The 12,460-nt window shown below is 70.9% G+C and carries 12 protein-coding genes and 1 tRNA gene; 4 read left to right on the forward strand and 9 right to left on the reverse strand.

Annotated features, from left to right (window positions below; translation table 11 throughout):
* Positions 1-53: 53 nt before the first annotated feature.
* Both EPL03_RS10485 and EPL03_RS10490 read left to right on the forward strand, forming a co-directional pair.
* Positions 54-1,091 carry a class I SAM-dependent methyltransferase gene (locus EPL03_RS10485; protein WP_135829260.1) on the forward strand — a complete coding sequence of 346 codons (1,038 nt, stop codon included), beginning with the start codon at positions 54-56 and terminating at the stop codon, positions 1,089-1,091.
* 55 nt (positions 1,092-1,146) lie between these two features.
* Positions 1,147-1,221 (forward strand) — tRNA-Thr (locus EPL03_RS10490).
* Between the two features lie 88 nt (positions 1,222-1,309).
* Here the strand turns inward: EPL03_RS10490 and EPL03_RS10495 are convergent.
* From EPL03_RS10495 to deoC, 4 genes are all read right to left on the reverse strand, one after another.
* Positions 1,310-2,101, reverse strand: a complete 792-nt coding sequence (locus EPL03_RS10495) for a hypothetical protein (protein ID WP_135829261.1) — start codon at positions 2,099-2,101, stop codon at positions 1,310-1,312.
* A gap of 217 nt (positions 2,102-2,318) precedes the next feature.
* On the reverse strand, positions 2,319-3,284 hold the full coding sequence (locus EPL03_RS10500) for a nucleoside hydrolase (protein ID WP_135829262.1): 966 nt from the start codon (positions 3,282-3,284) through the stop codon (positions 2,319-2,321).
* Between the two features lie 58 nt (positions 3,285-3,342).
* Positions 3,343-4,275 carry a ribokinase gene (locus EPL03_RS10505; RefSeq protein ID WP_135829263.1) on the reverse strand — a complete coding sequence of 311 codons (933 nt, stop codon included), beginning with the start codon at positions 4,273-4,275 and terminating at the stop codon, positions 3,343-3,345.
* The gene (gene deoC, locus EPL03_RS10510) at positions 4,265-4,969 is read right to left on the reverse strand and encodes a deoxyribose-phosphate aldolase (RefSeq protein WP_135829264.1); all 705 of its coding nucleotides are present in this window, start codon (positions 4,967-4,969) and stop codon (positions 4,265-4,267) included. Before deoC ends, EPL03_RS10505 begins: the two co-directional genes overlap by 11 nt.
* A 223-nt stretch (positions 4,970-5,192) precedes the next feature.
* Between deoC and EPL03_RS10515 the strand changes: the two genes are divergently transcribed.
* A complete protein-coding gene (locus tag EPL03_RS10515) occupies positions 5,193-6,146 on the forward strand; it encodes a phytoene/squalene synthase family protein (RefSeq protein ID WP_135829265.1) in 954 nt (317 codons plus the stop codon).
* A gap of 1 nt (position 6,147) precedes the next feature.
* Here the strand turns inward: EPL03_RS10515 and cruF are convergent, their stop codons facing one another.
* The 3 genes from cruF to EPL03_RS10530 are packed head-to-tail and all read right to left on the reverse strand — an operon-like array spanning position 6,148 to position 9,390.
* Positions 6,148-7,044 carry a bisanhydrobacterioruberin hydratase gene (cruF, locus tag EPL03_RS10520; protein WP_135829266.1) on the reverse strand — a complete coding sequence of 299 codons (897 nt, stop codon included), beginning with the start codon at positions 7,042-7,044 and terminating at the stop codon, positions 6,148-6,150.
* Positions 7,037-7,903 (reverse strand): prenyltransferase, encoded by an 867-nt coding sequence (locus tag EPL03_RS10525; protein ID WP_135829267.1) that lies wholly within the window; start codon positions 7,901-7,903, stop codon positions 7,037-7,039. Before EPL03_RS10525 ends, cruF begins: the two co-directional genes overlap by 8 nt.
* Before the next feature lie 2 nt (positions 7,904-7,905).
* Positions 7,906-9,390, reverse strand: a complete 1,485-nt coding sequence (locus EPL03_RS10530) for a phytoene desaturase family protein (RefSeq protein ID WP_135829268.1) — start codon at positions 9,388-9,390, stop codon at positions 7,906-7,908.
* A 112-nt stretch (positions 9,391-9,502) separates the two neighbouring features.
* Here EPL03_RS10530 and EPL03_RS10535 point away from each other — a divergent pair, with 112 nt between their 5' ends.
* Complete coding sequence (locus EPL03_RS10535) at positions 9,503-9,811, forward strand: hypothetical protein (RefSeq protein ID WP_135829269.1); 309 nt, start codon at positions 9,503-9,505, stop codon at positions 9,809-9,811.
* An 18-nt stretch (positions 9,812-9,829) separates the two neighbouring features.
* Here the strand turns inward: EPL03_RS10535 and EPL03_RS10540 are convergent, their stop codons facing one another.
* Both EPL03_RS10540 and EPL03_RS10545 read right to left on the reverse strand, forming a co-directional pair.
* Positions 9,830-10,540: a methyltransferase domain-containing protein gene (locus EPL03_RS10540; protein WP_135829270.1), complete on the reverse strand. Its 711-nt coding sequence runs from the start codon at positions 10,538-10,540 to the stop codon at positions 9,830-9,832.
* 93 nt (positions 10,541-10,633) lie between these two features.
* Positions 10,634-11,899, reverse strand: coding sequence for a heme ABC transporter ATP-binding protein (locus tag EPL03_RS10545; RefSeq protein WP_135829271.1), 1,266 nt, complete (start codon positions 11,897-11,899; stop codon positions 10,634-10,636).
* Positions 11,900-12,460 lie beyond the last annotated feature (561 nt).

Genomic DNA, 12,460 nt, shown 5'->3' on the forward strand with positions numbered 1-12,460 from the left:
AATCGGAGCGGCGAAGCGTCACGCTTACCGCCGTCCTCCGGCTACGGCGGGGTATGGAAGCGCCGTGCGTGCGCGTCGACCGCGAACGCGGCGAGGAGACTCGCCGGCGACTCGGCGACGCCGACCTCCTCGCCGACGAGTTCGAAATCGAGGTCGCCGAGGGTGTTCTCTATCTCCCCGTCGAGGACGCCGACACGGTGCCCGAGGACCTCGACGTGGTGGTCCGCGAAGTCGGGGCGCGCGACACGCAGGACACCCCGGCGGACCTGCTGGGCTTCGAGCCGACCTACGAGCGCCTCGGCGACGTCGTCATCCTCGACGAGGACGACCCCGAGCGCGCCCGCGAGGTCGCCGACGCGGTGATGGCCTCGGACCTCCCCGTCCGGACGGTCATCAACCGCGACTCGAAGGTCAAAGGCGAATTGCGCGTCCGCGACTGGGAGGTGCTGGTCGGTGCAGGAACCGAGGAGAGCGAAGCGAACCGAGCGACCGAAAGCGGGTCGCCCGCGACCGAGACGGTCCACCGCGAGTACGGCAACGAGTTCCTGGTCGACGTGGCCGAGGTGTACTTCTCGCCGCGACTGGCCACCGAACGCCACCGGGTCGCCGACCAAGTAGGCCCCGGCGAGCGCGCGTTCGACATGTTCGCGGGCGTCGGTCCGTTCGCCGTCCCGATGGCCGAGCGAGTCGGTCCCGAGGGCCGGGTCGTCGGCGTCGACCTCAACGAACCCGCGGTCGAGTACCTCCGGGAGAACGCCCGTCGGAACGGGGTCGACGAGCGGGTGACCGCGATTCAGGGGGACGTCCGGGAGGTCGCGCCCGACTACGCCGACTGGGCCGACCGACTCGTGATGAACCTGCCCCACAGCGCCGACGACTTTCTGGACGCGGCGGTGACGATTGCGGGCGACGACTGCGTGGTCCACTACTACGACATCCAGCACGAGGAGGACCCCTTCGGGCCGGGCGAGGCCGCGATTCGGGCGGCCGCCGAACCAGAGTACGAGGTCGCGGTGCTGAATCGCCACGTCGTCCGGTCGTACGCGCCCCACGAGCTCAACGTCTGTCTCGACGTGCGACTGTCTCGGTAGCGGCGGGCGATTCCGGAACGCTTAAACCGATTCTGGTAGCTATATCTGGGTGCGTGCCGGTGTAGCTCAGACTGGCTAGAGCGATTCCTTCGTAAGGAATAGGCCGAGGGTTCAAATCCCTCCACCGGCTCTCGAACGTTTCTTCGGGCCCGCGCGACGCCACTTCCCGAGAGCCGTGAGTTGGTTCCCAAGCCCCGCCAGATACCCAGCGAGGAGCGTCACGGCGGTCCGCCCGCCCCGGCGTGCGGGTCGGCGGGCACCAACCACCGTGCGATTCCGCCGCAGTCCGGCGACTCCTCCGACCGGAATCGCAGGCGTTCGAGCCCCATCTTCGCCGCGTAGAACCCACCGACCAGGAGGACGACCTCGACCCGCTCGACGACGGGGTCGGGAGCCACCACGCCCACGAGCGCGAGCGTCAGGAGGAACGCGACGAAGCCGACGACGACAGTCCCCGCGTAGACCGCGACGAACCGGGCCGGGCGTTCGAGGGTCACGTACGCCGAGGTCGCCTCGTGCTCGCCCCGGCGGAAGTACCTGCGCGGCACGACCAACAGGTGGACGCCCGCCATCGCCAGCCCCGTCCCGAGCACGAGCGGCGACGCGAACACCGAGAGCGCCGAGACGAACGGCTCGACCGGCGTCCGCGGCCGCCGTCCGGGCCCGGAGATCGTCGCTCGGGTGGTCAGGGCGATTCCGGCGGGGACGATGACGAAGCAGACGAACGCCACCAGCGTCGGAACGACGGTCCGCAGGTTACGAGGATAGAGCGGCGGCAGCGACCGGTGGAGGTCGAGACGTCGCGGGTCGTCGGTCCAGTCCCCGCCGAGGACAGGGAGGTGGGTCCGCTCGCGTTCGTCGACGAGGACGCCGGGCCTCGCGAACGTCGCGGCGAGGCCGTACGCCACGAACAACCCGACGGCGTCCAGGCAGTACAGTTGTACGACGGTGACGAACGCCCAGTCGAGTGCGAGGGAGCCGACCAGCGGCAACAGATTGACTACCAGCAACAGCCCGAACTCGAAGCGGTCGGCGACGGCCGGACGGCCGCCACCGGCTCGTGGCCCGACAGCCAGTTACCGGCTCGCGGCCCGACCTGCATTTAAGTAGTTCTGGCGACAACGGGTAGATACGAAGGGCCTTTTCGCGGTGCCACTCCGTCCGAGCGAGGTCACTCCCTCCGGGCGAGCAGCGTCTCTCGGCGACCGCTCTATCGGTCAATCGGACCTACAGCCCCGCTTCCGGGCTTCCCTCGAACAGCATCGCCTCGAACATCGACTCGAAGCGCTCGCCGTCGAACGACTCGATTACGCTGGTCCGGGCCTCGCCGTCGGTGACGTCGTTCTCGTCGACGGAGGTGTAGCCCCGGGTGAGTCCCTCGCGCTCGTCGACGTCGACGTGGTAGGTGCCCGACTCCTCGACGAGGTCGGGTTCGATGAGCGCGCCCACCAGTCCGGCGTCGGGCTGGGTCGTCATGTCCTCGCCGAACGACTCCTCGTTGAACTCCCGTACCGACTGGGTTATCTCCGCGAAGAACTCGGCGTAGTCGGTGTCGCTCTCCTCGAACCGCGCGAGGGTGTCGGCGTCGAACGCGGTGTCCCGGACGGTGACGCCCCAGTCGAACAGCGTCACGTCGAGTTCGCGCAGCGCGACCTTCGCGGCCTCGGGGTCGACCCAGAAGTTGAACTCGGCGGCGGGCGTGATGTTGCCCAGGCAGTTGACGTTGCCACCCATCACCCACACCTCGTCGAGCAACTCGCCGAGGTTCGGCTCCTTCCGGAGCGCGAGCGCCACGTTGGTCAGCGGCGCGATGCAAACCAGCGTTATCTCGCCGGGGTTCTCGCGGGCTTTCTCCACGATGTAGTCCGCGCCGTGCTGGTCGCCCGACGGGATTCCGGTGTCGGGGAACAGGTCGCCGCCGAGGCCGCCCTCGCCGTGGACGTGCGTCGCGTGGTCGTGGGGCTTGACGAGGGGTTCGCTCGCGCCCTCGTAGACGGTGACGTCGTCGGTCGCGCCCGCGAGGTCGAGCGTGTACTTGGCGTTCTCGACCATGTAGTCGAACTCCACGTTGCCGGCACAGATGGTGACGCCTTCCACGTCGAGACGGTCGGACGTCGCCGCCAGCAAGAGCGCCTGCGTGTCGTCGCCGGCCGTGTCGGTGTCGATGATGACTTTCCGCGCGTCGTCACTCATGCACGGGCGTATGGAAAGCCCGGAGAAATAGCTACCGACACCGGAAACCGCGTCGCCTTCACTGCGTTTCGCCGGCCAGCCCCTCGACCGCTTCGCGGTCGGGCAGCGCCGGTACGACCTCGTAGTCGGTGCAGGCCAGCGCGCCCGCCCGACAGCCGAACTCGGCGGCCGTCACGAGGTCCGCGCCCTCGCCGCGAGCCACCGCGAAGCCCGCGTTGAACGCGTCGCCCGCGCCGGTGGTGTCGACCACGTCGACCTCGACCGGCGGTACGCGGGTTTCGGACTCGTCGGTGACCACGAGCGCGCCGTCGCCCCCGAGCGTCAGGACCACGGCCTCGGGACCCCGGTCGAGCAGGTCGCGGGCGAGCGCGGCCGGCTCGCGGTCGGCGTCGGGCGGGTGGCCCGTGAGGACGTTGGCCTCGGTCCGGTTGGGCGTCAGCACGTCGACGCCCGAAAGCAGGTCGGCGGGGAGTTCGCGGGCCGGCGCGGGGTTCAACACGAACTCGGTGTCGGTCTCGGCCGCGAGTTCGGCCACGGCCGCCACGGGCTCGTCCTCGATTTCGAGCTGGGCCAGCGCCACGTCGGCGTCGGCGACGGCGTCGCTCGCCGCTCGGACCGCCTCGCCGTCGAGGCGAGCGTTCGCGCCGGGCGCGACCGCGATGGCGTTCTCGCCGCTCTCCTCGACCACGACGAAGCCGACGCCGGTGTGGGTGTCCGGGACGCGCTCGACCGCCGCCGTCACGCCTTCCTCGTCCCAGAGCGCGAGCGCGTCGTCGGCGAACCGGTCGTCGCCGACCCGGCCCACGAAGGTCGCGTCCGCGCCGAGTCGGGCGGCCGCCACCGCCTGATTCGACCCCTTGCCGCCGACGCCCTCCTCGAAGTCGCCGCCCAGCACCGTCTCGCCCGGCACCGGGATGTCCGGGACCGACATCGTCAGCCCGTGGTTGTACGAGCCGACGACCGCGACGCTGGCGACCCCCTCAGTACTCATGGTCGCCGTCGTCGCTCGCGCTTCCGTCTCGCCCGTCCCCGCCCGTGACTATCTGGACGCCCGAGGACGCCCCGAGCAGGTCGGCCCCGGCGTCGAGCAACTCGCGGGCCTGCTCGGCGGTCTTGATGCCGCCGGAGGCCTTGACCCCCACGTCGTCGGGGACGCGCTCGGCGATGAAGCTCACGTTCTCGACGGAGGCCTGCCCGCCCGCGCCGAAGCCGCTGGAGTTCTTGAGGTAATCGAAGCCGGCCTCGACCGCGTACTCGATTTCGCGCTCGGCCTCCTCGTCGGTGAGCCCGCCGAGTTCCAGCATCAGCTTGACGGTGGCGTCGCCCGAGGCCGCGACCAGCGTCTCCAGTTCGTCACGGAACGCCTCGTCCTCGCCGGACTTGAGCAGCCCGAGGTTCGCCATCACGTCGAGTTCGTCGGCCCCGGCCGCCACCGCGTCCCGCATCCCGGCGGCCTTGGTGAGCGGGACGTCGCCGCCCATCGGGTAGCCGACCGCCGTGCAGACCGACACGTCGGTATCGGCGAGTCGCTCGGTCGCCAGCGGGACCCAGCACGGCTGGACCATCGCGCCGTCGAAGCCGTACTCGACGCACTCGTCGAGGACGTCGAGGACGCGGTCGCGGTCGGCCGTGGGGCCGACCTCGGTGTGCTGGATTCGTCCGGCGAGTTCCGAATCGTGTGCCATGGGTCTACTCCGTGGGCGGGCGGTCAAAAAACGGTCGCTCCCGGCGAAGCAGTCGGACGGGTTCGGTCGGGGGTTCGAACTCGGCGACGGTCGCACCGTCGACCCGCCTCGACCACCGGCAGAGCAGCGACAGACGCCAACAATTAACCCGCATCAACTCCAAGTTCGGGTACTGCGGGCGCGCTGCTACACGGCCGGACTCTGCACAACCAAGTGAAAAGCGATGGTCACAGACCAACAACTCCGACGAAGCAAGGCGATTCAGCAGCGAACCGGCAGAACCTTCTCGTTCGCGACGCGGCTGCTCCCCGAGCGGGTCCGCCACCCGACCTACGTGCTGTACGCGTTCTTCCGGGTGGCCGACGAGGTCGTCGACGGCGACGACGACCCGTCTGCGGCCGAACAGCGCGAGCGACTCGAACGGCTCCGGGCCGAGGCGCTCGGCCGGGACGACACCGACGACCCGGTGGTGGCGGCCTTCTCCGAGCTGCGCGAGGAGTACGACATCCCCGAACGGGAGGTCGAGGTGTTCATCGACGCGATGGCCGAGGACGTCGAGACGGAGCGTTACGAGACCTACGACGAGCTCGCGTCGTACATGCGCGGGTCGGCCGCGGCGGTCGGCGTGATGATGCTGTCGGTGATGGACGCCGCGAACGAGACGACCCGACCGCCGGCGGTCGCGCTGGGCGAGGCGTTCCAGTTGACCAACTTCCTGCGCGACGTGCGCGAGGACGTCGAGGACCACGGTCGCATCTACCTGCCCGCGGCCACGCTGGAGCGACACGGCGTCACGGCCGCCCAGATTCGGCGTTGCAACCCGACGAAGGGCTTTCGCGCAGCCATGGCCGAGGAACTCCGGCGGGCCGAGCGCAAGTACCGCGAGGGCGTGGCGGGCATCGAACACCTGCCCGACGACTGTCAGTTCGCGGTGCTGTACGCCGCCGTGCTGTACGCCGAACACCACCGGGGCATCCGGGCGCGGGACTACGACGTATTCGGCTCGTCGCCGGAGGTCGGCGCGCTCCGCGCGGCGTGGCTGTGGGCCAGGACCCGATGGCACTGGCGGCGGAGCCGCGACCCCGTGACGGTGTTCCACCGCGTGAGCGCCGTCCCGGACCGCGAAGACGGTCACGACGCTCCGGACCCCACGGGCGGCGTGCCACACGTCGAGTAGTTCAGCCCCGTTCCGGAGCGTTCCGCCCCGACGCCGCGAAGTCGAAGCGGTCGGTCCGAACGAGTCCCCCGGCGAGCGCCACGGCCAGCGCCACCGCGACCCAGTTGCCGAAGTAGACGTTCATCGCGCCCCACAGCACCACGAAGCTCACGAAGTCGTCGAGCGCGAACTCACAATCCGCCAGCCGCGCCGCCACCGCCTCGCGGTCGAACCCCCACTCGACCAGCCCCAGCGCCACCAGCCCGCTGAGCACCCAGCCCGCGTAGTTCGACAGCGGGACGCCGTAGTAGGCACCCCCGGCGTCGTACGCCCAGAAGCCCAGCCCGACCGCAGCCGGGTCGAGGACGAGGTCGACCGCGAGGACGACCGCGAGCGCGGCCCCGAGCCGGACCGCACGCCCCGCGCGGGGCAGGAGGAGCAACACCAGCAGGTAGCTGTTCAACACCAGCGGGACGAAAAAGACCGGGAGCCCGACCGGGACGCCCCCGACCATGGGGCCGAGCGAGAGCTGGTAGCTGAACTCGCCGTACGGCACGCCGTAGTGGACGCCCACGGACTCGATGGCGTAGCTGTACGCCGCGACCGCCAGCAGGCCGAGACCGGCCCGCCGGTCAACGAGGGGCGCGAGCGCGGCCGCGAGCGGCGTCCGCATCACGAGCGTCCCGAACAGCACCAGCGCGGGGTGCATCGCGAGCCACGCCGGGAGCCACCGCTCGGCGCTGGCGACGAACAGCGCGGCCCCGACCAGCGGGAAGACCACCGCGATGGTGAACCGGTTCTGACGGACCAGCCCGGCGAATCGGGCCTCGGCCGCACGGCGGTCGAACCCCGTCGTCCCGGAGCCGCCCGACCGTCCGACGCCACCCGACTGTCCGGCGTCGTCCGACCGCTCAGACACGCACGACCCTCCAGAGGCCGCCGAGCGTCAGCACCGCGCCGACGACCGCGTTGACGGCGGGATACCACCAGTAGGCGCGCGCCACGTCGACGTCGGTCTCGGCCACGGCGACCGCGAGGACCGGGTACAGCGACAGCAAGACGCCGGCCCGGGGGTCGAGCAGGCCGAACAGAACCGCCGCGAGGAGCCAGCACGCCGCGCAGTACGCCAGCGTCGCGCGCTCGCCCAGCGCGGTCGCGGTGGTCCGGAGTCCGGCCCGCCGGTCGGGTTCGATGTCGGGCACCGCCGAGAAGGTGTGCATCGCCATCGTCCACAGCCAGCCGGCCGCGAGCGCGAGCGCCGGGGGCTGGCGGCCCGCGAGCGCGACGTAGGCCGCCGCGCCCGGCAGGACGTACAGCCCGTTCGACACCGAGTCGAGCGGCGGGGTGGTCTTGAGCCGGAACGGCGGGCCGCTGTAGGCGTATCCCAGCGCGAGAAAGGCCAGAATCCACGCGCCGGCGGCCGGTCCCGCGCCCGCGGGGGTGAGCGCGCCCGCGGCCAGCAGGCCCGCGACCGCGAGGCCCGCCAGCCCACAGAGCGCCACGACCGCCGTGACCGCGCGGTCGCCCCGGTAGCGCGCTTCCCGGGCGTCCTCCCCCGTCTTCTTCGGGTTCTCGGCGTCGGCGTCGACGTCGAAGGCGTCGTTGACGCCGTAGAGGTAGACGTTCGCGGGCACGAGGAAGTACGCGAACAGCGCGAGCGCGGCGGGCGACAGCAGGTCGCCGACCGCCGACGCGCCGTACGCGACCCCGACGAGGACGGGTCCCGCGAGGTAGAGCCAGAAGCGCGGCCGCGAGAGCGCGAGGAGGTACCGGAGCATCGCTACCCGGCGTAGTCGTCGAGGACGGCGTCGGCGGCGTGTTGGCCGCCGGTGAGACACATCGGGACGCCGATGCCGGGCGTGGTGAACCCGCCGGTGAAGTACAGCCCCGGCACCTCCGACGAGCGGTGGCCCGGCCGGAGCGGCCCGGTCTGGCGCAGGGTGTGGGCCAGCCCGAGCGCGGTGCCTTCGCGGGAGTTGTACCGCTCGGCGAACTCCGAGACGCAGAACCGTTCCTCGACCACGATGCGGTCCCGGAGGTCGACGCCCGCGTTGGCCGTGATGTCGTCGAGAACGAGGTCCCGATAGCGCTCGCGGGTGGCCTCGTCGTCGTCGAGTCCGGGCGCGATCGGGACCAGCGCGAACAGGTTGCTGTGGCCCTCGGGCGCGACCGTGTCGTCGGTCTTGCTGGGCACGCACAGATAGTAGGCGGGGTCGTCGGGCCACGCGGGGGCGTCGAATATCTGCTCGAAGTGGTCGTCCCACTCGGTCGGCAGGACGAGCGTGTGGTGTTCGAGCGGTTCCACGTCGCCCTCGACGCCGAGATACAGCAGGAACGCGGAGGGCGCGTAGGTCCGCGAATCCCAGTAGTCGGCGTCGTACTGCCGGCTCTGGGGCGGCAGGAGTTCCTGCTCGGTGTGGGCGTAGTCGGCGTCGCTGACCACGAGGTCCGCGCGGAGGAACTCCCCGTCGGCCATCTCGACCCGGAAGTCGCCCGCCGCGCCGAGGATGGCGGTCACCTCGCTGTCGGTGCGGTACTCGACGCCCAGTTCCGAGCCGAGGTCGGCGATGCCGTCGACCACGCCGCCCATCCCGCCCTCGGGATAGTGGACGCCGAGGTTGAAGTCGACGTGGCTCATCAGGTTGTAGAGCGCGGGCGTGTTACTGGGCGACCCGCCGAGGAAGACGAGCGTGTACTGCATTATCTGCTGGAGCTTCGGGTGGTCGAAGTACTCCTCGACGTGGCCCTGCATCGACCCGAGGAACGTCAGCCCGCGCGCGTGACGGACGACGTCGAGGTCCACGTAGTCGCGGAATCGCGGGCGGTCCTCGTAGACGAAGTGTTCCATCCCGACGTCGTAGGTCTCCTCGGCCTCCGCGAGGTAGGCGTCGAGCGCGTCGCCCGCGCCCGGCTCGTACGCCTCGAAGGCGGCCTTGGTCGCCTCGCGGTCGGCGGTGACGGTCACCTCGTCGCCGTCCTTGAAGAATATCTTGTAGTGAGGGTCCAGGTGCTCCAGTTCGTAGTAGTCGCCGGGCTCGCGGTCGAAGTGACCGAAGAAGCGCTCGAACACGTCGGGCATCAGGTACCACGACGGTCCCATGTCGAACCGGAAGCCGTCGCGTTCGAGTACGCTGGCCCGACCGCCGAGCTGGTCGTTCTTCTCCACCACCGTCACGTCCGCGCTCGCGTCCGCGAGATAACAGGCGGTCGAGAGGCCGCCGAACCCGCTGCCGACGACCGCGACCGACCGACCTTCGAGCGTCATGCGCGTTTCTGAGGACGGCGCGTCCTTAAATCGACGGTACATCGTCGCGGGCAGTCGAGAACGCCACGCACCGATACCCTTTTGTCTAAACGCTTATCGTATCGAAGTACGGATGAATCCGGCGAAGTTCGCCGTGGTGCTGGGCGTCGGCCTGCTCGCCGTTCTGTTCGTGGCCACACTCTACGTGGTCTGGACCCGCATCGTGGGTCTGGACCCGACCGTCGCCCAGTGGTTCGCGGCGCTGTCGACGCCCGTGCGGTCGGCGCTCGCGCTGGTCTCGGGCGTCGCGCTCGGCGCGGCGAGTCTGGCCGCGCCCACGGTCGCGGCCGGGGTCGCCGGGCTGGTGTTGCTCGCGGCCAGCGGCTTCGCGGCGGTGATGGCGTTCGAGTTGGTCCGCCAGCGCGAGCGCGCCGGAATCTGAGTCGCGCGGACGCTCCTGTCACTTGGTGAGCGCGACCCGGTAGTGAACTTCCTCGGCGTCGTACCGCACGTCCGCGACCGACCAGTCGGTCGCCACGGCGGCCGCCCGGACGCGGTCCGGGCTGAACAGCCGGAAGAGGAGGACGTCGCCCACGTCGCCCTCGTACTCGAAGTACATCACGCGGTAGCCCAGCCCCGGCGTCGGGTCCGCGCGGTAGCCCAGCATCTCGACCTCGGCCGCGCCCGCCGGGTCGTAACAGTCGAGGACCGCCGTCGCGTCGTCGGTCGTCACGTGTGCGAGGTCGGACAGAAATCGGCGGAGACCGTCCATCGACCCCGCGAGTCCCATCTGGGTGCCGACCGCGAGCGCGGCCCCGAACCGGTCGCGGTCGAACGACTCGCGGAGCGCGAACATGTCGGCCCGCCGGGCGTCGCGGACGCCCCGCTCGCGCATGGTCTCGACGAGGTGGTCGCTCACCTCGACCGCGACCGTCTCGAACTGCTCCTGAAAGTACAGCGCGTGGCGGCCGGCACCCGCACCCATGTCGAGCAGCGGGCCGTCGAGCCGCGAGGCGACCCACCGGCCGTCGGGGTCGTCGGCGTCGAACCCCGAGAAGTAAAACTCCTCGATGGGATGCTCGCGGGTCCACTCGCCGTCGCGCTGGACCAGTGGTTCGTCCTGCTCGCCCCGGTGGAAGTCCCGAATAGCGCGTCCGAACGGGTCTGGCATGCGTCGAATCGCATCGGGCTGGCGGAAAAGCGTTCGTGAGAATCGGTAGCGTGCCCGCGTCGCCGGGCAGGGCGCGGGAGCGGACCTGCGAGGCTACTCGACTCGCGCGCCGTGGGACGCGGACGCAGCGACCGCGTCCGCGACTGCCGCCAGGAGGTCGTCCGGGCCGACCACCCGCCCGCGCTCGCGGAGTTCCCCGTAGAGGGCGGCCGCCTCGCTGCCGGCGTAGTTGCGCTCGTCGAACGACCGCTCCTCGACCACCACCACCACGGAGTCGGCCCCGCGGGCGGCCCGGAGGTTGGCGAGGTTGCCCGCGCCGACCTCCACGTCGCCCAGCACCGTCGCGTCGGCCTCGCTGACGCGCCGTTCGACCTCGGCGCGGGCCGCCTCGCCGACTGGGGCGAACGGCTCCTCGGCCACGGCGTCGAGGCCGAGGCTCCGAGCGGTTTCGAGGTCCGAATCGCCCTCGTTGAGCGCGCCGACCGACACCTCGTAGCCGGCGGCCGACAGCAGGTAGAGCAGTCGGGAGACGGTGCCGCCGCCCCCGACGACGTGGACCCGACCCTCGGGCTCGGCCTCGGCCGGGCGCTCGGGCAGCGCGGTCACGTACGTCGACCCCGTGACGGGGTGGCGCGAGACCACGGCCCGCGTGTCGAAGGCGGCTTCGAGGTGGTTCTCCGAGAGGACCGACGCCGGGTCGCCGCTGGCCCGGACCTCGCCGTCGGCGAGCAACAGCAGGTCGTCGCAGTAGTGGGCCGCGAGGTTGAGGTCGTGGATGGCCGCGACCACGGTCTTGCCGTCGTCGTCGACCAGTCGCCGGACGAGTTCGAGCGTCCGCACCTGATGGTTGATGTCGAGGCTCGCGGTGGGTTCGTCGAGCAGGAGGACGGGGGCGTCCTGTGCGAGCGCGCGCGCCAGCAGCACGCGCTGGCGCTCGCCGCCCGAGACGGCGGTGATGGGCCGGTCGGCGAGGTGGTCGACCTCGGTGCGCTCCATCGCGGCGGCCACCCGCTCGCGGTCGCGCTCGTCGGACCCCGAGAGCCGCGACCGGTGGGGATGGCGGCCCATCGCCACCACTTCCTCGACCGGGAAGTCAAAGGAGAGGTGAGTGTCCTGGGGCACGACCGCGACCCGCCGGCTGGCCTGCTTGGAGGTGAGACCCTGCACGGGGTCGTCGTCGAGTCTGACCTCGCCGCGGTCGGGGTCGAGTGCGCCGGTGACCGTTCGCAGGAGGGTGGTCTTGCCCGCGCCGTTGGGTCCGACGAGGCCGACGAACCGGCCCCGCTCGACGTGGGCGTCGACGTCGTCGAGTATCCGCGTGCCGCCGAGTTCGACCGCGACGTCGTCTATCCGTATCATCGATTCTCCTCCGTGGCTCCGTTCGCCCGGGTCGACTCCCGCCGCGAGATGCTACGATTACTTCTTGACCCGTCCGTGATACTCCGGCTACCTTCCGAACCGGGTGGAACAACGTCCGGAAAGCCCCCGCCCGCTCGCTGTGTATTGTTGGCTCGGTCGGTCGCGTCTCGATTACCGTGGTGAACGACACCCCGAAAGCCCCCGCCCGCTCGCGGTCGCTCAGCGACATATCGCGGGCCTCTCTGCACCGCCCGGCCCGCGATAGCGGTCGCTGAGTCGACCACGGCCTTCGGCCGCGAGCGGGCGGCCCCTTTCAGTCCCGCCGCCACGGAGTTCGGGCGGTCGAGCGCGACCGGTGGACCGTCGGTCGAGCGCGAGTGCCACGTCCTCCCCAGCCGACTGCGTTGCTCGGCCGTCGCTTCGCTCCGGCCTGCGCTACTCGTCCACCGTCGGAGCAAGCTCCGACGAGCCGTCGGTCGCGTTCGCTCCCGAAGACCTCGCGCGGTCGGCGCGGCGCATGAACGCGCCGCGCCAGCGCGCGCCGGAGTCGGACGGTCGAAC

The organism is Halorussus halobius, from assembly GCF_004765805.1.
GTDB lineage: Archaea > Halobacteriota > Halobacteria > Halobacteriales > Haladaptataceae > Halorussus > Halorussus halobius.

Bases quoted from the DNA above. Each gene is read 5' to 3' on its own strand.
- EPL03_RS10530 (WP_135829268.1), bottom strand. From the start codon at position 9,390: ATGACGCTCGAAGGTCGGTCGGTCGCGGTCGTCGGCAGCGGGTTCGGC.
- EPL03_RS10545 (WP_135829271.1), bottom strand. From the start codon at position 11,899: ATGATACGGATAGACGACGTCGCGGTCGAACTCGGCGGCACGCGGATA.
- EPL03_RS10535 (WP_135829269.1), top strand. From the start codon at position 9,503: ATGAATCCGGCGAAGTTCGCCGTGGTGCTGGGCGTCGGCCTGCTCGCC.
- EPL03_RS10505 (WP_135829263.1), bottom strand. From the start codon at position 4,275: ATGAGTACTGAGGGGGTCGCCAGCGTCGCGGTCGTCGGCTCGTACAAC.
- EPL03_RS10515 (WP_135829265.1), top strand. From the start codon at position 5,193: ATGGTCACAGACCAACAACTCCGACGAAGCAAGGCGATTCAGCAGCGA.
- EPL03_RS10500 (WP_135829262.1), bottom strand. From the start codon at position 3,284: ATGAGTGACGACGCGCGGAAAGTCATCATCGACACCGACACGGCCGGC.
- EPL03_RS10485 (WP_135829260.1), top strand. From the start codon at position 54: ATGGAAGCGCCGTGCGTGCGCGTCGACCGCGAACGCGGCGAGGAGACT.
- deoC (WP_135829264.1), bottom strand. From the start codon at position 4,969: ATGGCACACGATTCGGAACTCGCCGGACGAATCCAGCACACCGAGGTC.
- EPL03_RS10540 (WP_135829270.1), bottom strand. From the start codon at position 10,540: ATGCCAGACCCGTTCGGACGCGCTATTCGGGACTTCCACCGGGGCGAG.
- EPL03_RS10525 (WP_135829267.1), bottom strand. From the start codon at position 7,903: ATGCTCCGGTACCTCCTCGCGCTCTCGCGGCCGCGCTTCTGGCTCTAC.